This is a genomic window from Paenibacillus sp. JT22N1 (assembly GCF_059692155.1).
The window spans coordinates 121,035-145,320 of sequence record NZ_JCAUAW010000018.1; the positions used below are offsets into that span (position 1 = coordinate 121,035).

At 47.2% G+C, this 24,286-nt stretch carries 18 protein-coding genes; 15 read left to right on the forward strand and 3 right to left on the reverse strand.

Annotated features, from left to right (window positions below):
- The first annotated feature begins 40 nt into the window (after positions 1–40).
- The 4 genes from AC58UU_RS29645 to abc-f all read left to right on the forward strand — a co-directional run bounded on the left by AC58UU_RS29645 (position 41) and on the right by abc-f (position 4,628).
- Complete coding sequence (locus tag AC58UU_RS29645; RefSeq protein ID WP_497320898.1) at positions 41–1,294, forward strand: sensor histidine kinase; 1,254 nt, start codon at positions 41–43, stop codon at positions 1,292–1,294.
- 5 nt (positions 1,295–1,299) lie between these two features.
- The gene (locus AC58UU_RS29650) at positions 1,300–2,202 is read left to right on the forward strand and encodes a response regulator (protein ID WP_497320900.1); all 903 of its coding nucleotides are present in this window, start codon (positions 1,300–1,302) and stop codon (positions 2,200–2,202) included.
- Between the two features lie 102 nt (positions 2,203–2,304).
- Positions 2,305–2,448, forward strand: a complete 144-nt coding sequence (locus AC58UU_RS29655) for a hypothetical protein (protein WP_171640423.1) — start codon at positions 2,305–2,307, stop codon at positions 2,446–2,448.
- A 107-nt stretch (positions 2,449–2,555) separates the two neighbouring features.
- Positions 2,556–4,628 carry a ribosomal protection-like ABC-F family protein gene (gene abc-f / locus AC58UU_RS29660; protein WP_497320902.1) on the forward strand — a complete coding sequence of 691 codons (2,073 nt, stop codon included), beginning with the start codon at positions 2,556–2,558 and terminating at the stop codon, positions 4,626–4,628.
- A 364-nt stretch (positions 4,629–4,992) separates the two neighbouring features.
- On the opposite strand, the gene AC58UU_RS29665 is transcribed toward abc-f, so the two are convergent.
- On the reverse strand, positions 4,993–6,063 hold the full coding sequence (locus AC58UU_RS29665; RefSeq protein WP_497320904.1) for a GntR family transcriptional regulator: 1,071 nt from the start codon (positions 6,061–6,063) through the stop codon (positions 4,993–4,995).
- A gap of 397 nt (positions 6,064–6,460) precedes the next feature.
- On the opposite strand from AC58UU_RS29665, the gene AC58UU_RS29670 reads away from it, so the two are divergent.
- From AC58UU_RS29670 to rarD, 9 genes are all read left to right on the forward strand, one after another.
- Positions 6,461–7,804: an ABC transporter substrate-binding protein gene (locus tag AC58UU_RS29670; RefSeq protein WP_497320906.1), complete on the forward strand. Its 1,344-nt coding sequence runs from the start codon at positions 6,461–6,463 to the stop codon at positions 7,802–7,804.
- A gap of 94 nt (positions 7,805–7,898) precedes the next feature.
- The gene (locus AC58UU_RS29675) at positions 7,899–8,783 is read left to right on the forward strand and encodes a carbohydrate ABC transporter permease (RefSeq protein ID WP_497320907.1); all 885 of its coding nucleotides are present in this window, start codon (positions 7,899–7,901) and stop codon (positions 8,781–8,783) included.
- Positions 8,784–8,786: 3 nt separating this feature from the next.
- Positions 8,787–9,632, forward strand: coding sequence for a carbohydrate ABC transporter permease (locus AC58UU_RS29680; protein ID WP_497320909.1), 846 nt, complete (start codon positions 8,787–8,789; stop codon positions 9,630–9,632).
- A 14-nt stretch (positions 9,633–9,646) separates the two neighbouring features.
- Complete coding sequence (locus AC58UU_RS29685) at positions 9,647–11,107, forward strand: arabinan endo-1,5-alpha-L-arabinosidase (RefSeq protein ID WP_497320911.1); 1,461 nt, start codon at positions 9,647–9,649, stop codon at positions 11,105–11,107.
- Positions 11,108–11,109: 2 nt separating this feature from the next.
- The gene (locus AC58UU_RS29690) at positions 11,110–12,072 is read left to right on the forward strand and encodes a glycoside hydrolase family 43 protein (RefSeq protein WP_497320912.1); all 963 of its coding nucleotides are present in this window, start codon (positions 11,110–11,112) and stop codon (positions 12,070–12,072) included.
- Between the two features lie 150 nt (positions 12,073–12,222).
- Positions 12,223–12,921, forward strand: coding sequence for a pirin family protein (locus tag AC58UU_RS29695; protein WP_497320914.1), 699 nt, complete (start codon positions 12,223–12,225; stop codon positions 12,919–12,921).
- A 25-nt stretch (positions 12,922–12,946) separates the two neighbouring features.
- Positions 12,947–13,279: a hypothetical protein gene (locus AC58UU_RS29700; RefSeq protein ID WP_497320916.1), complete on the forward strand. Its 333-nt coding sequence runs from the start codon at positions 12,947–12,949 to the stop codon at positions 13,277–13,279.
- Between the two features lie 72 nt (positions 13,280–13,351).
- Positions 13,352–14,437 carry a nitric oxide synthase oxygenase gene (locus AC58UU_RS29705; protein ID WP_497320917.1) on the forward strand — a complete coding sequence of 362 codons (1,086 nt, stop codon included), beginning with the start codon at positions 13,352–13,354 and terminating at the stop codon, positions 14,435–14,437.
- Between the two features lie 157 nt (positions 14,438–14,594).
- Complete coding sequence (gene rarD, locus AC58UU_RS29710; protein ID WP_497320919.1) at positions 14,595–15,476, forward strand: EamA family transporter RarD; 882 nt, start codon at positions 14,595–14,597, stop codon at positions 15,474–15,476.
- A gap of 484 nt (positions 15,477–15,960) precedes the next feature.
- Here rarD and AC58UU_RS29715 read toward each other — a convergent pair whose 3' ends face one another.
- Positions 15,961–17,625: an MORN repeat-containing protein gene (locus tag AC58UU_RS29715; protein WP_497320921.1), complete on the reverse strand. Its 1,665-nt coding sequence runs from the start codon at positions 17,623–17,625 to the stop codon at positions 15,961–15,963.
- 51 nt (positions 17,626–17,676) lie between these two features.
- Entirely contained in the window at positions 17,677–18,063 is a 387-nt protein-coding gene (locus AC58UU_RS29720; protein ID WP_497320922.1) for a DUF4280 domain-containing protein, read from the reverse strand.
- A 229-nt stretch (positions 18,064–18,292) separates the two neighbouring features.
- On the opposite strand from AC58UU_RS29720, the gene AC58UU_RS29725 reads away from it, so the two are divergent.
- Entirely contained in the window at positions 18,293–21,502 is a 3,210-nt protein-coding gene (locus AC58UU_RS29725) for a stalk domain-containing protein (RefSeq protein WP_497320924.1), read from the forward strand.
- Positions 21,503–21,519: 17 nt separating this feature from the next.
- Positions 21,520–24,285, forward strand: a complete 2,766-nt coding sequence (locus tag AC58UU_RS29730) for an adenylate/guanylate cyclase domain-containing protein (RefSeq protein ID WP_497320925.1) — start codon at positions 21,520–21,522, stop codon at positions 24,283–24,285.
- Position 24,286 lies beyond the last annotated feature (1 nt).

Below are 24,286 nucleotides of genomic sequence, written 5' to 3' on the forward strand. Positions count from 1 at the left end.
GGGTGAAAGGCTGGGACGCTTAAAGAACGAAGGGCTGCAAATGATTCTCGTCGCAATTGTGACGGCAATAGCCGGAGAGTTTAAGATCACACCTTTCATTGGGGAAATGTTTCGGATTGGTCTTGGCAGCAGCGCCTTTCTACTCTGTTTGCTTTTGATGAAGCATCTGCCTTATGTCTATACAGGTATCATTACCGGAATCACTGTTCTGCTATTTCGGACGTTGGAAGATGGTATCCTATTACATGGGGCCATGTCTTTCAGCGCGAGCGCGCAAACGCATTTATCAGCCGCATTTTATTATATGACCTTTGCGATTGCCATGAGCTTCATTAAACGGAATTGGGACCAATTCCACCCTTTTGTTCTTGGGTTGTTCTTATCGGTTATTGATCTTATGTCCAATGAGATTGAATTGTTGGCGCGCAGCTTGATTTTCCATTCACCGCATATGTTTTCAGAGCAGTTAGTGTATATCACAGTTACCGCTGTCGTGCGGAGCTACTTCGTGGTCGGTATCTACAACAGTGTGACCATTAATCAGATGCGAGTCCTGCATAATGAGCAGCAGAAGCGTATGGAACAGATGTTAAATACGAATAGCGGTTTATATGGCGAAGTATTTTACTTACGGAAGTCGATGGATACGATTGAGCAAATAACAGCAAAGAGCCACAATTTATATGAAAAAATCAATGGCGCGGGGTTAAAAAGCTACTCTCGCACCATTTTGGAAATTACCCAGCAAATTCATGAGGTCAAAAAAGATTCGCAACGCATCCTAGCCGGGTTATTGAAGCTGTTCGATCGCGATTTCGCTTCCGAAATGAGGCTGGCCGAAGTCGTGGAGTTCGCCATCAAGTCCAACCTGGGTTACAGTTCGATGATTGGAAAAAAGATTCAATTCAAAAGCGACATTCAAACGGACTATTGTTCGAATCAATACCTACCCCTTTTAACCGTAATCAATAATCTCGTGTCTAATGCTGTGGAAGCAATTGAAGATCAAGGATCGATTCTCGTAAGTGCTTATGAGCAAGGTTCTGAGACCATCATAATCGTTGCCGACACTGGTGTTGGCATTTCAGAGCAGGATAGAGATATGATTTTTGCACCTGGATTTACGACCAAATTCAATCAGGAGGGCTTTGCCGCGACAGGAATTGGACTCTCTCATGTTCGAGATATTGTTCATTCTTTAGGTGGAGACATTCATTTGCTCTCTGACGAGCCGGGTTTTCAAACCACTTTTGTGATTACCATATTGACCGATACGTTGAAAAAAGGAGCGTAGAGATCATGCTGTCATTCGGAATTGTAGACGATGATGCGGTAAGTAGACGGATGCTGCAAAAGATCATTGAAAAAGGCGGTTTAGGCGAAGTCGTAGGTACGGCTGGCAGCGGGAGCGAAGGAGAGAAAGTCCTTCTGGAAACCACACCGGATGTCGTGGTCATAGATTTATTAATGCCGGATCAGGATGGAATTGAGACGATTATTCGATTGAAGGAGCAAGGTTATCAAGGGAAATACGTGATGATTTCGCAAATTGAAAATAAAGAAATGATTGGCAAGGCCTATCAAGCTGGTGTCGAATTCTATATTCAAAAGCCAATTAATAAAATTGAAGTGGAAGCGGTGCTGTCCAAGGTTAACGAGCAGTGGAACATTAGCCGCTCCTTGCAGGAGATTAAAGAATCTTTAACCAAGCTGAGTTTACTGCATGCAGCTCCTGAGAGTACTCGCAAAAAACGCGGCGTTCGCGAAATTATGCAGCCCATTCTCATGGATATGGGGATCGTGGGAGACACTGGCAGTCGCGACTTGATGGACATTATGGAACATCTCGCACGTCATCATAAAGCAGAAGGAATTCCGCCGCTCAAGGAGCTTTATGAAACGGTTTCCAGATCCCACAAGGTAAAGGAAGCGGATGTTGAAAAAGAAGGTAAAGCCGTCGAACAGCGGATTCGCCGTACTGTCATGGCGGCATTAACCCATATTGCCAGTATCGGTTTGACAGATTACAGCAATCCCAAATTTGAGCATTATGCGCCTCTGTATTTTGAATTCCAGGATGTGCGTATGAAGATGAAAGAAATCGATGAGAACTGTAAGCCGGAGAAAGGCAAGGTCAATATTAAGAAATTTCTCCAAGTTCTCTATCTTGAAGTTACGGATAAGATTCGCAGTGAATATTAAGAAGCGCGGATAAGAACAAAATTAGGGCAGTTTCTGGTTGCGATTTGACCGGTGGTTATGGTATTATTTTGAAATAATGAAGAAGAAGGAGGTGAAGGTAGGATGAATCGAGAGTTCGTGAACAACCGTGTGAGCCAGTTACCCATTGCGATGGCTGGCATCGTTCATGCAGCAGTCAAAGACGCGAGAAGTCTGTCCATTTATGCTCATACGGAATTACAACTCACGAAAAGACACCTACCTTAACCCTCAAACGGATCAATCCGAAAGGTCGTAGGAATTTTCCTGCGGCCTTTTTTTGTGCGTCGGTTGCGATGGATAGGGTCTTTCATAAACTAGGAGGATCCTTCATTATGTTAATTATTAACGGTCAAAATATAAAGAAATACCATGGTGCGCAGCTGGTTCTTGAGGATGTTACTTTTGAAATTCATCAGGGAGAAAGAATAGGACTTGTGGGACGCAATGGCAGCGGTAAATCGACTCTGCTGCGCCTTATATCCAAGATGGAGAAGCCCGATGAAGGGCATTTAACGGTACGAAAAGATACGCGGATCGGCTATTTAGCACAAATCCCAACGGAGTGGGAAAGCGGTACGGTGTATGATGTGCTGGCCGCGAGCTTTCAAGAGATACTTGAATGCCGCGCCAACATGACGGAGCTGGAGCAGCGAATGTCGAGCCCGGACGTCACGAGCGATGAGAAGCTGCTAGATCAGCTGCTTAAGCGGTACGCTCAGCTGCAAGAACGTTTTGAACGGGAAGGCGGCTACGAGCTGGATGCAAGAATCGACCAGGTAGCGAACGGACTTCGCATTGCACGGGAGTTTTACGAGCGGAGTTTTGCCTCGTTGTCCGGAGGGGAAAAGACGAAGATTGCACTCGCATCCCAGCTGATCGGCAAACCAGACTTGCTGCTGCTGGATGAGCCGACGAATCATCTGGATTTGTTCGGCGTGGAGTGGTTGGAGGAATATCTCACCCATTATGATGGTGCGTGTTTCATTGTTTCTCATGACCGCTACTTTCTGGATCGGGTAGTTACGAAGATCGTTGAGTTGGAAGATGGCGAGTCTACGACCTATCTGACTTCATATTCGGGATATGTGAAGGAGAAGGAAGTCAGACTGCTGCAGCAGTTTGCAGATTATCAGGAGCAGCAGAAGGTCATCAAAAAGATGAAAGAGACGATCAAACAGCTGACGGAGTGGGGCCGAATAGGAGGGAACGAGAAGTTTTTCCGCCGGGCAGCTTCAATGCAGAGAGCGCTGGATCGGATGGAGAAGCTCAAACGACCAGTTCTTGATCCGAAGGCAGCGGAATTCGGGTTGAAGCTGGACGACCGCTCAGGTCGGAGAGTGATTCGTTTCGAAGACGTAAATAAGCAATACGGGGATAAAGTGCTGCTGAAGCGGGCAAGCGGCTTGCTGGAGTATGGCGAGAAAGTAATGCTCGTCGGGTCTAATGGTTCGGGCAAAACAACTCTGCTGAGAATGATTTTGGGTGAAGAGCAGCCTGACCAAGGGGAGCTCGAGCTAGGAGCGCGGGTCGATGTTGGTTATCTGGCTCAACAAGAGTATCCAGAGGACCATAAGAAATCGGTGCTGTCTTACTTCTGTGAGGAAGCGAAGTTGGAGGAAGGAGAGGCTAGGGGCCGACTTGCTGCTTATTTATTTTATGGAGCAGATGTATTCAAGTCGGTTAGTTCTCTCTCCGGAGGTGAGTGGACTAGATTGCGACTAGCACTGCTTGTGTTGCGTAAACCTAATTTACTTATTCTCGATGAGCCCACGAATCATATGGATATAGCTTCAAGGGAAGCGTTGGAAGAGGCGCTTGAGGAGTTTCCGGGAACCGTGCTGGCTGTGACGCATGATCGTTATTTTATGAATCGGCTGTCTCGGAAAATATGGGAGCTGGATCAAGGGCGAATTACCGTTTACTTGGGCAACTTTGATGACTATAAAGAGAAGAGCGCTCAATTACGTGAGAATCGAATTCGTGAGTCTGCTGCTGTTGGTGCGAGAAAATCGGCTGGTGCGAATGCTGGGCCTAGGGATGGTGCACATGCCAATGCAAGTACAAGTACAAGTACAAGTACAAGTTCAAGTGCTATGGCAAGAAATGCTGAGAGTGTCTCGCCAAGAGCTTCTAGGAGTGCTGCGCTAAGTGATTCAGCGAGTGCTACGGCTAAAAATACTGCCAATGTGGCGCAACGAGGGAAGTCTAAAAGCTCATCCGTGTTCACACGGGAGAAGCTAGAGAAACAGATCGCGGATGGCGAAGCGCAGTTGAACAATCTGGACCAGCGGCTAGAGAATCTGGCGGCAGATGAACTTAGCCAACTGTGGGCGGAAAGAGAAGCGGCGCAGGAGATGTTGGATAGGCTCTATGAGCAGTGGATGCAGATAGAGGAGCAGGAATAGAAAAAGGGGGGCCGAGGCCCCCTTTTTTGTTTAGGGTGGGCGGAGTCCCACCTTTTTTTGGTTTGGGGTGAGGGAATCGCACCCTTATTTGTTTCCGTGGATTCCAAGACGGCGATGAGACTGCATCGTGTCGCGGAACGAGGAGCCGCTATTTGAAGAAAATTCGCCAAAATGGGCATGCCGCGGAACGTGAGGGCTCTATTTGTTGGAAAACCGTGTGATTAGAGGGCAAAACAAGGAAATAGCGGAACGACGTTCCGCGAAAGCTTGAAAACAGCCGAATTCCTCACGAATAACGCATCTACGTTCCGCGAAAGATTAACTTTCACGCGGCGATGGGACATTCCACAAGCCGCGCAAGGACTTAAACCTGAATCCATTGCACAGGAACCTCGATGCGCTGCGGAACATAATGCCCGTTGAACTGCTCAAGCAGCAATTTAACAGCCGATAAGGCCATTTGCTCTTCATCCTGCAAAATGTGCGAGATTCCCGGAATCTCAGGATCATCGAAGGAAACCAACTCGATCTTCGGGTTCAAGCCTTCTTCCTGATGCAAAGCATATTGCGAGAGCCTGGCCATCTCAGCAGTTAAAGCAAAAACAGCCGTAATGTTAAGATGCTGATGCAGGAATTTAACAATATAAGATGAAGTATCGCCATTTCTGAGGATGTCGATGGGGACATGACACCATAAGCTTTTATCAATCAAAATGTTGCCATCAATATAAGCCTTCTCAAAGCCGTGAGTCCGGTCTTCAACGGTTGTATTCGTATTATCTGGGGAGATGAGCGCGATTTGCTGATGGCCTTTGTTTAAAAGTTTGGTAACGGTCTCATAAGCGCCGCCCCAATTATCGGATGTAATCCGGTAGGTTTCGATATTTCGTAAATAGCGGTCAATAAACACAAACGGATATTTATCCAGGGATAAACGGAGCAGCGATTCATTATACCGCTCATCCTCCGTAGGGAAAACAATGATGCCGCGGACGCCTTGGGTGTTGGTCAATTCCTGGACCGAACGGGATTCTTCGATGGAAGATTCACGTGTGATATGTAAGACAAGTTGATACCCGGCTTCCTTGACGTAATATTCGATATAGTCGACAAGTCTCTGAATGACTTTCGTCTTCATGGTAGGGATAATCAGGCCAATGTAATTTTGGGAAGAAGGCACTGAAGAACGACGCTTAGGATCTACTGTGATGGAGTTGGGATTGACTGCCACGAATGTCCCCTTACCTTGAATACGAGTGACAAGTCCCTCGTCAACCAATACGGCTAGGGCGTTCTTCACGGTTATTTTACTGACCATAAATTCATCCATAAATTCTTGCTCAGAAGGCACGCGATCTTTGGGACGAAGCTCTCCGGATATAATTTTATCTTTAATGGATTGGTAGATTTGTTTATAGAGAGGAATTTTACTCATTCGTGCATCACCTGATTCTTCATAGTCTTAGGTTTATTGTACTCAGTAACTGTGTAAAAGGGAATACATAAAAGTCTGAAAAGTATATTTATAATGTTTTAATTAATTTTTATAACCAATTGTATATATAAACTTGGAAATACATACCAGTCAAATCCAATTCAATAGGTCCCAGTTATATTTCATAAACGAAAAATTTAATATGGATTCTAAACAAACTTTTAGCCGTGGAATTTATGCGGTTAAATATAATAAACATAATTTTATACTGAATTGATTATATAATTATAGGTTTTTATGTACTATAATTCGTTTTGTAAAGCGCTTACACGTTAATCGACCATTTGCACGATAGTTTACATGACAATCAAAATTTCTATTTAGGGGGATTAATTGTATGAAGAGAAAGCTACAAGTGTCTTCTGCTGCCATCTTGGCATCCATGCTTTTATTGTCAGCTTGTACATCAAACTCGGGCACAAGTAATGAAGGAACTGCAACTGCGAACCCAGCAGCTACAACCAAAAATGATAACGCAACCAAATCAGGTACACCTGTTAAGCTGAGCTTCTGGACGTTCAATGAGCTGCATCAGAAGTTCTTTGAAAGCATGGCCGAATCATGGAATAAAACACACCCTGAACAGCCAATTCAAGTAGAAGCAACAACTTTCCCCTATGACGATAACCACAATAAACTGTTAGTGGCGTTGCAATCAGGAACGGGCGCTCCCGATATGGCTGACATTGAAATCAGTAAAATCGGTAATTTCCTAAAAGGCGATGTTCAGCTAACCGCGCTGAATGATATTGTTGAGCCGGAGAAGGCCAACCTCGTCATGTCTCGACTCGATAATTATGCGAAGGACGGCAAATTTTACGGGATCGATTACCACGTTGGGGCACAAGTCATCTATTACAACAAGGAAATTCTCGATAAAGCAGGCGTGAACGCCGACGATATTAAGACTTGGGACGATTATGAAAAGGCCGGCAAGCAAGTGCTTGAGAAAACCGGCAAGCCGATGACGACGGTCGAAACGACGGACCAATGGTCATTATGGCCGCTGGTTGTCCAACACGGTTCGGACTTCCTAGACAAGAACGGTAACGTGACAATAGGCGACCAAGCAAATCTAGATGTATTGACTTACCTGCAGAAGCTTGTGAAGGAGAAAGTTGCCGTGGTGGCTCCGGGCGGCTTGCACCATGCGGAAGAATACTACGGCTTCATGAATAAAGGCGGCGCAGCTTCCGTCTGGATGCCAATGTGGTACATGGGTCGCTTTACGGACTACATGCCCGATTTGAAAGGCAAAGTCATCATTAAACCGATGCCGGTATTTAAACAAGGCGAGATGCGCTCTTCCGGTATGGGGGGTACGGGTACGGTTATTACGAAGCAATCGAAGAATCAAGACGTAGCTAAGAAATTCCTTTCCTATGCGAAATTGTCCAAAGAGGGCAACATTCAGATCTGGTCACAACTCGGCTTCGACCCGATTCGCTCTGATGTTTGGAACGATCCGGCGCTTAAAGCGGACAATAAATTCACGGCTTATTTTGGCAAAAATTTGTGGGATGTTTTAATTTCAGTGAAGAGTGAAATCGCGCCTACGAATATCAAGGAGAAAACACCGGCAGTCTCCGACTATATCAAGACGAAAACCATCTTCCAAGCGCTTAATGATTTGAAAGATCCGAAGCAAGTTCTAGACGATGCTGTGAAAAATATTAAGTAATTTGAACGCCCCGCGTTCCGTTGCTGGCTTTGCCCTAGGGACGTCCCTTCGGCAAGGCTTGCAGCGCTTCTAGAGAGGAGTGGTGATTAACGATATGAATAAATTTCTGTATTCCTCCCGGGTAGCTCCTTATGTCTTTGTTCTGCCATTTGTGTTATCGTTTCTAATTTTCTTTGCATATCCGGTTATGACCACGATTGTCATGAGCTTTCAAGAAGTTCTGCCCGGACAAACCCATTTCATTGGGTTAGCGAATTACCGAAATTTATGGAGCGAGTCGTTTTTCACCGCATTGAAAAATAGCAGTCGGTATACGTTCTGGACCCTGCTGGTACTTATTCCATTGCCGCTTGTGCTTGCTGTATTCCTAAATGCGAAGCTGACCAAGGCGAGTGCGTTCTTCCGTTCCGCTTTGTTTATCCCCTCCCTCACTTCGGTTGTTGTGGCGGGAACTATATTCCGGCTTGTTTTTGGCAGCTTGGATGATTCGGTGATGAATGCTTTCCGTCATATGCTAGGCATGCCTACCATTAACTGGCTGGCCAACTCCACGACGGGAATGCTCGTGATGGTCATTTTAGCGACTTGGCGGTTTACTGGCGTCAATATTATTTATTTCCTATCCGCGCTGCAGAGCATTCCGCATGAATTATATGAGTCGGCAGAAATAGACGGTGCCAACAAGTGGGACCAATTCTGGCGAATTACCCTGCCGTTATTGAAGCCGGTAGCGATCTACGTCATTACGATTTCCATCTATGGCGGCTATTCGATGTTTACGGAAAGCTTCATTCTCTGGAACGGTAACCGTTCTCCGAATGACATTGGTCTGACGATGATTGGTCTACTTTATCGTGAAGGCATCGAGCGTAATAATTTGGGCTTCGGTTCTGCAATTGGGATCACATTGCTAGGTATAACCATGATCTTAAATGTCATTCAATTGAGATTCTTCGGTTTGTTCAGAAAGGAGGATTAGGACATGCAGATACAACGACATAAGTTCCTTCAAACCTCCTTACTGCTCTTCCTGTTTGTGGTACTTGCTGCATTGGCGCTATTCCCATTTTACAGTCTCACGTTGGCTTCGTTTAAGCCTTCCAAGGAGATGCTGCGCTACGGGCTCAATGTGAAGCTACAGCCGGAGTTATTGTCCTTTCATAACTATGCTTTCCTATTTTCTGCATCTGCAAAGAAGTATCTGATCTGGTATAAGAACAGCGTCATTATCTCCATTGTTTATACCGCTTGTTGTCTGCTTTTATCTTCGATGGTGGGCTATGGGCTCGCCATGTACCGATTTGCCGGAAGGAACATTATATTCCTCTTGGTCCTCTTGGTCATGATGGTACCTGTCGAAATTATTATGCTGCCACTTTATAAACAAATGATTGCCTTCCACTTGATCGATACTTACAGTGGTGTCATTTTACCTTTCGTCGTCGCTCCTCTGCCGATTTTCTTCTTCCGGCAATATGCCGCTGGCCTGCCTAAGGATTTCCTTGATGCAGGGAGAATTGATGGCTGTTCGGAGTATGGTATCTTTTTCAAAATCATGATGCCATTGATGGCTCCGGCTTTCGGGGCTATGGCAATATTGCAAGCACTTGCGAGCTGGAACAGCTTTGTTTGGCCGCTGATCGTACTCAAAACAGGCAATAAGCTGACCCTGCCGATTGGTCTGTCCAGTCTTGTAACGCCTTATGGCAATAACTACGATATTCTCATTGCCGGTTCGGTGCTTGCGATTGTGCCTATCCTGATCGTCTTCATCTTCTTCCAACGATTCTTTGTATCGGGTCTTATGGTTGGTGGTGTGAAAGGTTAATGGCGGTCACGCGGATGAAAAAAAGGCTGCTGTTTTCGCTCGGTTTCGCGCTTGCAGCAGTGGCTATAGGGGTTTCTTATCTCCAATTCGGGGGTTCACGTTCAGCCCCTGTTGAGTTTCCGGAGAGACCTGTTCAGTACCCGATGTATGACACCGGAAGCACGAATACGGAATCAAACTGGCATACGATGAATACGCACGATCCTTCCATTTATAAAGATGGGGATACGTATTATGTGTTTTCGACAGATATAAAGGTTGGCGCCAATAAGGATCCGCTTCGGCCGGGGATTATGGTGAGACGGTCAAAAGATTTGATCACATGGGATTGGGTAGGCTATGCGCTGGATGGTATACCGAAGGAAGCCGCATCGTGGACACGGGCAACGAATCTATGGGCACCTGACGTTTTCAAGTTGGGAGATACCTACTATTTGTACTATGCAGCATCTACCTTCGGAAGCAATCAGTCCATGATTGGTCTTGCAACCTCCAATTCAATTACCGGTCCATGGACGGATCAAGGCGCCGTCGTGAAGACGGCCAAGGGAGATGAAGCGAACGCGATTGATCCTAATCCGGTGTTTGATAGCGAAGGTAAACCATGGCTTTCGTACGGCTCCTTTTTTGGCGGCATATATCTCGTAAGACTTAATGAGAGCACTGGCAAAGTGAAGCAAGGGGAGCAGCCTACGCTGCTTGCCCGCAGAGACAGTCGAACAGTTGCAGGCGCTGTTGAGGCGCCGTATATCATTTATCAACCGGATCAGAAAAAGTACTACTTATTCGTATCCTATGATTCTTTATCTTCTGATTATAGTGTGAGGGTCGGCAGATCTTCCTCGATTACGGGGCCTTATGAGGATTTCAATGGGCATCAGCTTTCGGATACGGGGGTTTCGCCGCAGACAAATGTAGGAAATAAGCTGATTGGCAGCTACGCGTTCAATGGGAAAGAGGGCTGGATCGCTCCGGGCCATAACTCGGTTCTAAAGGACGGCGATCGCACATTTCTCGTACACCATGCCCGTGGAGAAAAAGATAAGAATTGGTCTTACCTTCATATTCGTGAGCTGCTCTGGACACGAGACGGATGGCCGGTTGCTTCGCCTGAGCGGTATGCGGGAGAGAAAACACAGCCCCTTTCTCTGAAGCTGCTTGCAGGGCATTGGGATCGATTACCGATTCCGATGGTATGGACGGGAACAGAACGTTCTGAACCAATGACATTGCAGCCTAATGGAAAGATGGAATCGGCACATGGAACCGGCAAGTGGACATTTCAAGAACCGAATGAGTTAACGCTGAAATGGGCGGCCTTGGATACAAATGAGGGCACCCCGACGACAGAGAAGGTGCTCGTCTCACCTGCCTGGGATTGGGAGAATGACAAGCCTACGCTTGTATTTACAGGGATGAACGAGAAGGGCATCAACATATGGGGCAAATACACAGATAGTATCAAAGGAGAATAACAATGGAGAACTTAGAAACCAGCTATATTAAACCACTTTTGGAGCAGCGTGCTGATCCATGGATCTATAAACATACGGATGGATATTATTATTTTACCGCATCAGTTCCAGAATACGATCGTATTGAACTACGGCGTTCCGCTACGATTGCCGGCTTGAACGAGGCGCAGCCTGTCGTAGCATGGCGCAAATATAACGAAGGTCCGTTAAGTGCTAATATTTGGGCGCCAGAGCTGCATTTCGTTGCAGGTAAGTGGTATATATATTTTGCTGCGGCCAGAACGACAGAAACGAATGAAGGCCTTTTCGATCATCGCATGTTTGTGTTGGAAAATAGTTCGGCCAATCCTCTAGAAGGAGAGTGGGAAGAGAAGGGGCAGCTGCGCACCGAGTGGGAGAGCTTTGCACTGGATGCAACTTCCTTCGAGCATCGAGGCCAGCGATATCTCGTCTGGGCGCAAAAAGATTTGAATATACCAGGGAATTCCAATCTATACATTTCGGAAATGAGCAGCCCGTGGACGCTTCGCGGCAAGCAGGTCATGATCACAACGCCGGAGTATGATTGGGAGATTATCGGTTTTAAAGTCAATGAAGGCGCCGCGGTGTTGAAGCGGAACGGGCGCATCTTCATCAGCTTCTCCGCAAGCGCAACAGACTTTAATTATTGCATGGGTCTGTTAACGGCTTCGGAAGATGCTGATCTGCTGGATCCACAATCATGGGCGAAATCCAAGTCGCCTGTTCTGACCACTGATGAAAGTATCCGACTCTTTGGGCCCGGACACAATAGTTTCACTGTATCGGAGGACGGCACACAGGATATCTTCGTCTTCCACGCGAGAAATTATAAAGAAATTGTAGGCGACCCGCTCTACGATCCGAATCGCCACACCTTTGTGCGTGTACTGAAGTGGCACGCGGATGGCACACCGGATTTTGTTGACTCCGTATTAGGTGCCTAGAACGGTTAAACCATAGTAAAAGCCTCTACCTCATGTTAGTGAGAGTAGAGGTTTTTTGGCGTTTGGGAGATCTTTCCGCCACCGTTCCGACATGGAAGTCGGTAGGCCATATATGATAAGCTATACGTATTAAAGAAGGAGGCGATTGCTGTGATTCAAGTTTTCCCTGCGCATACGCGTAATACAACCGATCTGGGCTGGCTTAAGAGCCATAAGAATTTCTCGTTCGGCGATTATTTTGATGAGGATAATGTAGGTTTCGGGGTTATGCGTGTTTGTAATGACGATGATATTGCCGCCGGTCGGGGCTTCGGTCCACATCCCCATAGCGACATGGAGATTGTCAGCATCGTTCTCAGCGGAGCAATTAAACACGAAGATAGTTTGGGGCATGTTGCGGTAACGGGTGTGAATGGCGTGCAGCGGATGTCAGCTGGAAGCGGCGTTATCCATGCCGAGTACAATGCGTCGGATACGGAACCGATGAGTCTATTTCAGCTTTGGTTCATGCCTTCTAAGAGGGGCTTGGAGCCGTCCTTTGAGAATGTTACCTACGAGCCTGAAGCAATGATAAACACGCTGCTGCCGGTAGTTACACCCGAGGGTGGCGAGCATGCAGCCAAGATACATCAGGATATGAGCATTTACCTCAGCAAGCTGGAAGCGGGCAAAGAGCTTGTGTTTAAACAAGGAGAGAATCGACGCATTTTTCTAATGCTTATAAGCGGGAAGTTATCTGCCAATGATGCTGTTTTGGAAACGAAGGATAGCGCTCGTATGGAAGCTGAACTGACGGTTTCTATTCGTGCGATAGAAGATACACATTTCATGCTAATCGATCTGCCATAATGGATGATGAAGGAGGGCTATGCGGATGAAGGAAGTCTTTTTAATTAAACATGCAGTGGGCGGTCGAGCGTTCGTAGATACAGGTAAACATCCGATGCCCTACACGTGGGAGCAGGTTGGAGACCAATGGATATTTACCGTGCAGATAGAAAAGAAGGAAGATATCGCAGAGCTTTTGAAATGGAAAGAGGAACTCAACGTTTTCCTATTTCAGGAGTTTGAGAATGAGCCAACAAAGAAATTATGGTTTTATGTAGGCGATGATTCCGTTCACTATTCCGAGGAAAAAGGCGAGTTAACCATAGTAGCAAAGTCTCAAATCGTATACATTCCTGATCAGTTTAGTGCGCAATTGTAATACAACATAGGGAGAGCTGTGCAGGTGTCAAATGCTTGTGGGGCTCCCCTTTACCGGATTGGAGTCACACCTATGAAAGTGCAGGATCAATTACTAGAGAAAGCGATACCTTTTATTCAGGAATCTTATAGTGAACTAGGCCAAAGCTCGGGCAAAATCGAGGCTCGTCTTGCTGAAATTACCGAAGCCATTAGGTATAAAGGTTACTACGAACATACCCTTCAAGAGCTCGAGCATGGAGCCAAAATGGCATGGCGCAACAGCAACCGTTGTATTGGGCGATTGTTCTGGGAAACACTGACGGTACACGATGCTCGTTATATAGAAACAGAAGAACAGATGGCTGAGGCACTTTTTCGGCATATAGAAACGGCAACTAATGGCGGCAAAATCCGTCCAGTGATTACGATTTTCCCACCTACGCATGATTCGGCTCAGGGAGCCTTTATTCATAATGACCAACTTGTTCGTTACGCGGGCTATGAAACTGACAATGGGATTCTCGGTGACCCAGCTTCTATTCAAATAACTGCGTTTTGCCAATCGCTTGGATGGCAGGGAGCTGGGACGCCTTACGACGTGCTGCCGCTTGTTGTTCAAATGGGAGATCGGAAACCGAAGCTGTTCGAGATTCCTGCTGAGCTCGTCTTGGAAGTGGATATTAAACACCCAGATATAGCAGCGTTCGATGATTTGCATCTCAAATGGTATGCCGTACCGATCGTGTCGAATATGTACCTTGAAATCGGAGGGATTCACTACCCCGCTGCGCCATTCAATGGTTGGTACATGGGCACCGAAATCGGGGCGCGTAACTTTGCAGATCAAGCGAGATATGACATGCTGCCGCGTGTAGCGTCTGTCATGGGTCTGGATACACGACGTGATGCCTCTCTTTGGAAAGATAGGGCGCTTATTGAGTTAAATGTGGCTGTGCTGCATTCATTTCAACAGCAGGGTGTTGCAATTGTCGATCATCATACTGCGGCAAAGCAATTTAAGTCTTTTGAAGAGAAAGAGCAAAAGGTCAGTCGTGACGTCACGGGTGATTGGTCGTGGCTGATCCCACCGCTATCTCCGGCGACAACGCATATTTTTCATCAGCATTATTCAAATGAAGTGAAGCTGCCTAACTTTTTTTATCGGCATAAGGGCTGAGCATTCGCAAGGGATTGCATCTCCGTTTATGGATAGCACCAAAAATCGTGTAAGTTGGATCCCCGGAAATCGGGGATTTATTATTTGATAATTTACCTAGGGACAAATTACGAGATTCATAGAATTGTGTTACTAGAATTGAAAAGAGGATTTTACTATGAAAAAAGGGCTTTGGTATGCCATTCTTGCCTATACCGCATGGGGCTTGCTGCCTGTTTATTGGAGGTCTTTTGAGTCTCTGCTTGCGGGTGAAATATTGTCTCACCGTGTCATCTGGTCATTTGTATTCATGGCGATTCTCTTACTGATAGGGAAAAGTAGATGGACTGAGTTTCGTAAGATGGTTACGAACGGGAAAATGCTGCTCCAGATTGGAGCCTGCAGCATTTTAATCAGCTCCAATTGGCTGATATTCATTTGGGCCGTCAATAACGGCCATGTCATCGAGACAAGTCTGGGGTATTATATTACTCCCCTAATTAATATCATGCTGGCGGTCATGTTTTTGCGTGAAAAACCAAGCCGCAGCCAGTGGGTGGCCGTTGCTTTGGCGGGTGCCGGCGTTTTGCTGGCAACTATCGATTACGGCAGATTCCCGTGGGTTTCTCTTTCTTTAGCGTTTAGCTTCGGCCTGTACAGTCTTGTGAAAAAGAGAGTTTCCTACGATGCCTCTATCGGGTTAGCAGGGGAAACCGTCATTGTCTTCCCTATAGCAGTCGCGTATATTGCCTACTTACACTTTACACATCATGATTCCGCATGGGCATTACCGCCTATCTCTTTAGCGATGCTATTATTGTCAGGTGTGGCAACCGCTTTGCCTCTACTATGGTTTGCTAAAGCGGCTGCTCGGCTGCCTCTTTCCATGCTGGGATTCATTCAGTATATAGGTCCATCCATTACGCTGCTGTTAAGTGTGTTTCTATTTAAAGAAAAATTTTCCCCCGTGCTTTTAATCAGTTTCTCTTTGATTTGGACGGCATTGATCGTTTATGCACTTGCGTCGATGCGAGTGGCGAGAACTTCTGTAGCGAAGTAGGAAACTTAGAAAAAACCGTTCGAGACATAGTCTTGAGCGGTTTTGTTATGAGTTAGCCTAAGGTGATGAGTGAGAAAGCCAAAGAATTACCTGCCTAAACCTGATTTAGAGGAACGAGGAGCCGCTATTTTAGGAAATAAGTGTTAAAAATGAAAATGGCGGAACGTGAGGGCCTTATTTGTTAAAATAAGCACCAATCCAGAGGCAAAACAGCGAAATAAGGTCTTGTCGTTCCGTTTGCTTCGGAATTTGAGCTTTTTCACCCAAATAGCGGCACTACGTTCCGTCTAAGTGCGGAGAAAGCGATTGCCAGGTCAGAAGTTTGTAGCTAACTCCCCTTCCGCGTGCAAAAGGAACCCGTTAGCATGTGAAAGAATCGTGGCAGTAACACGTGTAACAAGAACTCATTAGCACATTAAGGACTTGAGGCAGCGCCATCTGCAAAAGAAACCCGTAACACACAAAAGACATGAGGCAGCGCCTCTTATTTGGTAGAGCTGACCTGAAGCAGGTGAGCTTCTTTGGTTTTGTTGAAATGCGTGAAGGTGAAGATGAAATCGCCTTTGTAATAGCTGTTCGTGTAGGTGCCAGCCCCGGCACCTACCGCGAGTTCCATGACAATGTAGCCGGCATCGTTGGGTTCTCCGCGCTTTTTGATGGTCTCGATGGCTGGCTGCAGCAGCGCCAAAGGCTTCGAGCCCCAAATGCTGAGGGAGGTGACAACGGCCTCCTTCGGGTTGCCCTTGGACGGCTCTACCAGCAGCGACAGCTGGTAGGCCGGATAGTTCAGCAGCAGCTTGACGCCTGCTGCTGAAGCCGGATCGGCCGCGCCAGCGCCCGCGGCCGGCGGTTCCACGGCGTCGTCGCCCGCAGCCGCCGTCTCCGCGGAGGCAACCTGCGGCGCCTCCTGGCCCGCGAGCATGACGCTGGCATCCTGCAGCGTCACCTCGGCCGGTTTGCCCAGCAAGTCTTCGACTTTCTTGCTGGACAAACCGATGAAGCTCTGCAGGCTGGCCTGGCCGCCTGCAAAAAAGCTCCGCAGCAGCGGCGCGCCGTCTGCGTCAAACAACGTGCCAAGGCCGTCATAAACGCCGGCCTTGAAATCGCCCTTGTAGACGAGTTTGCCCAACTCGTCGTACGCTTCCCCGGCGCCGCTAAGGACACCGCTCTGGAAAGTGCCTTTGAAGCGCGGCACGCCCTTCTCATCGAAGGCGGTGCCTTCGCCGCCATACGCGCCAGCGAGGAATTGGCCTTTATATTTGATCAGGCCATTCGAATAAAACTCGGTGCCATCTCCGGAATAGCTGCCGTTCTTAAAGCCGCCTTCATAGATAGGAAGTCCCTTCGCATCAAAAAGCTTACCAGCCCCGTTATATTGACCGGCTGCAAATTCACCCTCATATTGGGCGATGCCGCCCGATGAGAAGAGCTTTCCAGCCCCATTGTAGAGGCCGCCGTTAAACAAGCCTTCATACAAAAGATCTCCGCTTGGCGCGAACAATTTCCCAGACCCGCCGTATTTTCCATTTTGAAATTCGCCGATATACTGCACTTTCTGCTGGGGATCGTATTGGGTTCCAGCCCCGTTAAAGACATCTCCGGCAAATGCCCCTTTATATTGCAGGGTGCCGTTTTCGTCATAAAGGGAGCCGTTGCCTGATTTTTGCCCTTTTTCAAAATCACCTTCATAAGCGGGTTTGCCGTTGCTATGGAAAAGCTTACCTTTACCGGCATATTTGCCGTCAACCAGATCCCCCACATAGAGAGAATCCTTTTGGGTACCCACGACTTTGCCATTGCCTGAAAAACTCGTAAGTTTAGGGGTATCTTTCTGAAGAACAGGAACGCGATTCAACCACTTATTCACGATTGCAGGAGGGCGAATAAAGATAAAAAAGACCAAAACGAGTAGGAACAAAGTGAGGAAAAGAAGCAATCTTTTGGAGACATAATAGGAGCCGATCAAAACGTAGTTTTTCAGCGACGTTTCGCGCGTCTGCAGCATGACCCTTAGGATCTGCTGAAACTTAATAATCGCCATTTTGGGCAGCCTTCCGACTGTTAAGATGGCTTTCATGATATGCCCAATGAATGGTGCAACGACAGGCCTTAGCACTTTTTCAAGGGTTTTGACCGGCTGGATCTCCAAATCTTCTCACTCCTAGAGGGAATTATAAAATGGGGTTATTTTTTAAATGAGCTAAGGCACCTGAATGGTCATTTGCCCTGGTTGTTGAATTTGAATGACGCCGCCCCAGTTGCACATACATTTGGATGTATTGTTCAAAGCGGGCATGTTCGCGACGAACACGGTCGGTGACCCAGGAGCCCAGGGCGCAGCTGTTACAGGTATGCAGGGCATGGGAGTCAGAACTCCAAGTGCAGCCGCCGTTGCCGCAGCAACCATCGGATTCGCCATAGAATTACACATCCCAAACGGCATTATGTTCACCATCGGCTTATTATCCATAATGTTGGCAATGGGCATAGCGGTCATCACCATGTTCGCCGGAAGTACCATTAATGTACCAGGCGCTGCACCAAACGAGCATTGCAGCATCGCTCCGCCGCAAACGAGGTTTCCCATGTGTGTCTCTCCTCCTTGAGAAATACTTGCCGCGTACTTTAAGTGTTCCGTCAAATTCCGCTGTTTCCATTACTTTTATACTACTAGATAAGTATATGAGCAGTCTATTACTATATTCGATAGTTTTCACTATTTTTCTCCAAAAGATGGGTGCGGGAGTGGGGGTAGATATTGTACTATAAGAGGAGATGGTTGAGCGGAGGGATTCATAGTGATAGGGGTAAAATTTGTGAAGTTGGGACTTGTGCTGCTGCTAGGAGCCTCGTCGATTATGGCAGCCGGTTCGGGAGCCGAAGCTGCGATGGTGAAGTCTTTAACCATGCGGGAAGCTATCGATCAGGGTTTAAAAATAAGTCCGCAATTGCGGGATGCCAAGACTGATATTTTGAAGAAAAAGATAGAGCTGGAGCAAGCGCAGCATGCGGTTAAAAATGAGGAAACTAAGTCTTCCGGACTATTTGCCAAACCTCGTAATTTAGGTCAGCAATTATCGACTCGTTTGAAGGTGCCTGAAGCACGCAAGCAGCTTTATATCGCGCAGGAAACGCTGCGTCAGTTGATGAATACGGCCCGATTTGATGTGCAAAAAGCTTATTTAGCAGCTTATCAAGATGCTGTGGCAGAAGAATATGCAGGGAAGAAAGCGGAAGAAGCTAAGACAGCAGTTGAAACGGTAAAAAAGAAGCGGAAATTCGGTCTTGCAGATAGTACTGAACAGGAAAAAGCAGATAAGGCGCTGGAGAAGTCGTTATCTGAATATAAACAAGCGCAGTTAACGGCCAAATCTAGTCGTCTAGCACTGGGCAAGCTGCTGAATTTGGAAATGGAAAATAAAGTCCAGCTTTCTTTTGAGCCGGATTACGCGGATTTGAATCAGAAGCAGCTGCCTGCCTACATAGCAAGGGCTCAAAAGTCGACGCTGAGTTTGCTTAAGGACACGGAGGATCGGCGGTTAGCAGATGAAAAGCTGAATACGACGCGTGATTTGTACAGTTCCAAGTTTGGTTCGGCGCGAATGAAGGTCATGGACGGGATGTATAAAGCCAAAGATGTGGATATGGAGCTGTTCCTAGCTAGTTATGAAACGACGCTTTCACAAGTGAAGAAGGATTGGGAAGGCTTTTTCATGCTGCTTGGATTCATTCCTATTCCCAAATCGCTGCTTCAAGGGGAGTTTGACGGGCTGCGCTATTTGGACGATCTCAGGGATGCGCTTCCGATCGCGACCATGGAGCAGAATAAAGCGCTGCTTCAGGAGAAGGAAAGCCGGAATGCGGTTATTGCTGCGGTGCGGCAGTCATTTTTGGAAGCAAAAGGGGCCGAAGAAGGCTATGCGCAGGCCTTGCGTGATAAAGATAATGCGGTAGCCAATCTGGATAAAGCGAACCAGAAGCTGAAGCTAAGTCTGATGAAAACAGATGAGCTGCAGACATATAAGGACGCTGTCATTCAAGCTGATCAACAAATCCTATCTGCACAAATGGGTTATAAAATGGCGCTCGGCAAGCTGGATTTGGATACTGGCGGTGCGGTTGAAAGAACGATAAAGAAAGGTATTTTGCCTTATCGTGACCTCGATGACGGGCTTGCAGCTGTAAAGCCGCAAAAGCCGAAAGCTCCTATAGGTACTTGGAAACTGAAGCCTTCAGTGGGTGCACTGCTTAGTGATTTCAGTGTGAAAGTAAATAAAAAGCTGGGCGCTACGGAGTACGCGGTGATTACGAAAGAAGGCCGTGCTATTGGGAAGCGGACGAAAATTAACAAGCCTTTGCGTAATTTGTCGCTTAAGTTTAGTTCAATAGATCAGCTGAAGGTTGCGCTGTATCAAAAAGGGAAAAAAATCGACGAACTGCCGCTAGAAGGAAAAGGGAATTCTGGGCAATTAGTAGCAGTAACTGCCGAGGATGGAACGTCTGGCGGAAATTCAGGTGGTGGCACAGGAGAAAACGGCTCAGGCTCAGTTGAAGAAGAAAAAGGGCTGGGAACCGTCATCATCGGTTTCTACAAAGTTCAGCTGGACGCGCTAACTCCTGCGGCCTATAACGCAGCAGCAGCCACGATGACGAAGTCGGGGCAAGGGATTTATTATAAATCGGATGAGCCTGGGGCGGTTTGGATCGGCATGGATAATGCCCTAGACCCTAGCGCGCTAACCGATCCAAGTAGTTCTGCAGCGCTGACGAAGGAAGCAGCGGCTGCTTTGAAGGTTACCGTCGAGATCATGAAGCCGGGAGCTATTGCTTCCTTGGAAACAACCGCACAACTGCAGCAGCAGATCGATACGCTGAAGAAAGATATCGTGAAGCTGGAAGCGGCCAAAGAAGCGGCTGTAACGGACTTGAAGCTGACTGAGATCGCTGATCTGGCGGTTCAGCTGAAGGATGCGCAGGCCCAGCTAGGGATGCTGGAGGCGCTGCTGAAAGGCGACAGTGGGGCAGCTCTCAAGCAGATGGAGCTGGTGAACAACCCGGACGCGCTGATCGCAGCGCTGTCCGAGGAAGCCACACCGCCGGTCGAACCGGGCGGTGAAGGCACTCCCGGCGGCGCAGGGCCCACCGCCGGGAACGAGGCCAGCGAGGATCAGCTGGCCGAACAGGTCGAGCTCCAGCAGCAAAAGCTGGAGCAAGCCCTCGCCGCCGGCGATGCCTCAGTGGCGGCAGCTCAGCTGCAGCCGCTTCTGGCGACGCAGGCGCAGCTCGCGGATGCGCAAACTGGCGCATCCAAGGGTCTGGCTTCGCTCAAAGAGGCGAAGCAGAAGCTCCAAGCTGCGCTTAGCGCAGCGCAGCAGGATCCTGAGCGGGTCGCGACGCTGACCCGCTCACTGCAAGCCGTCGACGAAGCGATGCAGTCGCTGCAGAAGGACGCGCTGTTCGCGCAGCTTGACGCTGTGCAGGAGCTGGCAGCGCTGCCGCCAGCTTCAGCCGTGCAGCCGCAGCTGGAACAGCAAATAACCAAGCTGCTGGAGCAGCTCCAGCAGCAAGAGAAAGCCAAATACATGCCAGAGGAGCTGCAAGCTCTGGCTGAGATCTCAACCACCTTGGCTAACATCACAACGGTAGACACAAGCTCTGCTGTCACGATTCAACCCATTTCGGCAGAAAACGTACTTTCTCCCAATATTTTCATCAAATTCGACGTTCCGCCTGTTATAATAAACGGGCAGGCCTATTTACCTATAAGGTCCGTATCCGAATCGTTCGGTGCGGCCGTTGATTGGGATCAAGAAAGCCTTACTGTAACGGTAAGCACGGAATATGCGACCATCACTAGCCGTATTAATAATACTACGGCATATATAGATGGCGAGCCGACTCAGATCGATGGACCCTCTTTGCTGCTCGCAGGAAAGACCTATGTGCCACTAAGGTTCATATCCGAATCATTAGGACTTCAGGTCGACTGGCATGCACCTACTCAAATTATTCAGATTTCTAATTAAGAGGAGATTAAAGTGCGATGAAGAAATCGATTGCGGCATTGCTGCTAGTACTGCTGCTTCTAGGTGCTGCCGGTACTTATCTTAGTCTACACCGGGATAGCTTTACGCTATGGCCCTTTAACAAAAGCATGCCCTTCGATGGTTTGTCGAAGGCTGTCTCTGATCATCAAAACAACTTGTTCGTGATCGATAATGCAAAAAAAACCATTCACAAGCTGAACAGCCAAGGTGTTCTACAATTCTCCATCACAAGTGAGACGGGGAAGAACGGGGAAGTGTACCGTTTTAATGATATGGCAGTCGATGACCAAGGCTACCTCTATACCATTCGTACACTGCTAGATCCGTATGGCATTGCGGTCAAATCCGAGCAGATTGTTCGTTATAAGCCTGACGGACAGTTTGATCGCAGCTTGTTTACAGAAGAATATGATTCCCAAACGAAACGATACAGACTGGGGTCCTTACGGAATGTTCAGGTTCGTGAAGGTATGGTGTACTTTTTCAACGACGAGGTAAATCAATTGACCTTATATCAGGCGCCAATTGGAGAAGCTTCTTCCTCCGAGCCGAAGTCCGTTTACACGATTAAGCTTCCGGAGAATAAATATGTGTCCGAGGCAGATGGTTATAAGCCAGGGGAGATTTACTATTCAACGCGCAGCGGAGAAATTTATCGCGCTTTTAGTGATGGACGCTCGGAGCTAGTTTATCCGCTTCCCGGTCTTGACCGTACAAGGCGTAATTTTCCGGAGAGCTTGCATCTGGATAATCAGGGACGGCTTATTTTTATCGATTTCAACAGCAAATCAATCTCCAGACTCGATCCCAAGCAGCCCTATATCATTGAAGGTCTTGTGAATGAGGATAAAGCCAAAGCTAGCGGCGTGGAGCTTGCCTTCGATGCAACGAATAGCAGTATCGCTCAAGATGGCAGCCTCATTATTGTAGAATCAGCTCAAATTAATCGCCGTCTTTCGGATGGAACCATTACCCCCTCCCTAGTAGAGGCGTTGTATAGCGAAGCGACGAGAACAAAGACCATTCTTCTTTGGTCTATCGCTATTGCAGGAATTCTGCTTCTGCTGTATGCGATCAAAATAGTTTTCTATAACTTGCTGCAGCGTCGTCTCCCTCTCATGATGAAACAAATTTTTATTTTAGTGCCGATCATTGCGGTTTCGATGATTCTTTTATCTACCGTCATTTACACTAGCTTCTCGAAGAAAATGGAAGAAGAAACATTCAGCGAGCTTCTCTTACTGGCCAAAAACGGTCAAAACCTGATTGATGGCGACAAGCTGGAGAGCCTTGCTTCACCTCTGGATTACAATGGGACTGTTTATCAATCGTTCCGTAAAAAGATTCAATCTGTCTTTGATAATAATGAACAAGATGATAATCAAGGCTTTTACAAAGCGGTTTATAAATACGAAAATGGCGTCATTTATCGGATTTTGGAAGATGATGACGGAATGCATATGTTTAATCCATTTCTACAAACACCCGAGAATCAGCAGGTCGTGCTGCAAGGTAAGCCGGTCACAGGTCAATGGCAGGATTTCTCTGGGGAGTGGAGATATGCGATTGCTCCTATTTTTAATTCAGCGGACAAAATTGTTGGTGTTTTCGAAACTAGTAAAAATTTGGACGGCATCCTTAAGCATCGCCAATTGGTACTTCAATCGATCATTCGCAACATTGCTTTTATATCGATAGGCTTACTGCTCGTTCTCTTTCTGATGACCTACGTGCTGCTCTCTTCGATTCGTAAGCTTCGTAATAGCGTTGGGGAGATTGCCAAGGGCAACTGGGACGCGGTTGTTACGATAAACACGAGGGACGAGGTGTCAGACCTAGGCGACAGTGTCAATACGATGGCTGCCCGCATTCGAGATTATATCACTAAGGTAGAAAACTTCAGCCAATCCTACTATCGCTTCGTGCCGCAGCAATTTCTGCGTTTTCTGAACAAAGAAAGCATACTGGATGTCGAGCTAGGTGATCAGGTGGAGCAAAATATGTCCATCTTAATTTTCAATATCCGAGGCTTTTATCAACTGTCCAAAAGGCTTTCGCCGGAAGAGAACTTTAACTTCGTGAACTCATTTCTTAAAAGATTCGGACCTTATGTACGCAATCATCAAGGTCTTATGAATAAGTACCTGGGCGCGGGCTTCATGGCGTTATTCCCGAATCAAGCAGATGAAGCGCTGCGAGCCTGTATCGAGATGCGTAAAGAATTGGATATCTATAATTCTCATCGAGCCAAAGTTGGTTATAAGCCGGTTGATTTCGGTATTGGTTTGCATAAAGGACCGCTCCGACTAGGGATCATTGGTGAGGAGCAGCGTTTGGAAGGCAATGTGATTTCCGACGGTGTTAATTTGGCAACCATGCTGGAGAAAATGACGGAACCGCTAGGGGCATCGATTCTCATTACCGATTATGTGGTTCAATCGTTGGAGCAGCCAGAAGGCTTCCACTATCGCAATTTGGGATTGATTCAGGTAGAAGGGGTCAAAGAGCCGCTACATCTGTTCGATGTGTATCAGGGAGATTCGGATACGATCCGAGCACTGAAGGATAAAACCAAAGCTTTGTTCGAGCAAGCAGTAACGTACTATCAGGTAGGTCGTTTCTATGATGCTCGGGAAGCCTTCTTAATGGTTATTAAGCAAAATCGTCAAGATAAAGCAGCGCAGCTGTATTTCTATATTTGTGATGAATACTTCCAAAACGGTACAACAGCAGAGTGGAATGGTACATTATCTGTTTCTTAAT

Excerpts from the sequence above, each read along its gene's own strand:
- AC58UU_RS29645 (WP_497320898.1), top strand. The coding sequence starts at position 41 with ATGATTCTCGTCGCAATTGTGACGGCAATAGCCGGAGAGTTTAAGATC.
- AC58UU_RS29650 (WP_497320900.1), top strand. The coding sequence starts at position 1,300 with ATGCTGTCATTCGGAATTGTAGACGATGATGCGGTAAGTAGACGGATG.
- AC58UU_RS29655 (WP_171640423.1), top strand. The coding sequence starts at position 2,305 with ATGAATCGAGAGTTCGTGAACAACCGTGTGAGCCAGTTACCCATTGCG.
- abc-f (WP_497320902.1), top strand. The coding sequence starts at position 2,556 with ATGTTAATTATTAACGGTCAAAATATAAAGAAATACCATGGTGCGCAG.
- AC58UU_RS29665 (WP_497320904.1), bottom strand. The coding sequence starts at position 6,063 with ATGAGTAAAATTCCTCTCTATAAACAAATCTACCAATCCATTAAAGAT.
- AC58UU_RS29670 (WP_497320906.1), top strand. The coding sequence starts at position 6,461 with ATGAAGAGAAAGCTACAAGTGTCTTCTGCTGCCATCTTGGCATCCATG.
- AC58UU_RS29675 (WP_497320907.1), top strand. The coding sequence starts at position 7,899 with ATGAATAAATTTCTGTATTCCTCCCGGGTAGCTCCTTATGTCTTTGTT.
- AC58UU_RS29680 (WP_497320909.1), top strand. The coding sequence starts at position 8,787 with ATGCAGATACAACGACATAAGTTCCTTCAAACCTCCTTACTGCTCTTC.
- AC58UU_RS29685 (WP_497320911.1), top strand. The coding sequence starts at position 9,647 with ATGAAAAAAAGGCTGCTGTTTTCGCTCGGTTTCGCGCTTGCAGCAGTG.
- AC58UU_RS29690 (WP_497320912.1), top strand. The coding sequence starts at position 11,110 with ATGGAGAACTTAGAAACCAGCTATATTAAACCACTTTTGGAGCAGCGT.
- AC58UU_RS29700 (WP_497320916.1), top strand. The coding sequence starts at position 12,947 with ATGAAGGAAGTCTTTTTAATTAAACATGCAGTGGGCGGTCGAGCGTTC.
- AC58UU_RS29705 (WP_497320917.1), top strand. The coding sequence starts at position 13,352 with ATGAAAGTGCAGGATCAATTACTAGAGAAAGCGATACCTTTTATTCAG.
- rarD (WP_497320919.1), top strand. The coding sequence starts at position 14,595 with ATGAAAAAAGGGCTTTGGTATGCCATTCTTGCCTATACCGCATGGGGC.
- AC58UU_RS29720 (WP_497320922.1), bottom strand. The coding sequence starts at position 18,063 with ATGGGAAACCTCGTTTGCGGCGGAGCGATGCTGCAATGCTCGTTTGGT.
- AC58UU_RS29730 (WP_497320925.1), top strand. The coding sequence starts at position 21,520 with ATGAAGAAATCGATTGCGGCATTGCTGCTAGTACTGCTGCTTCTAGGT.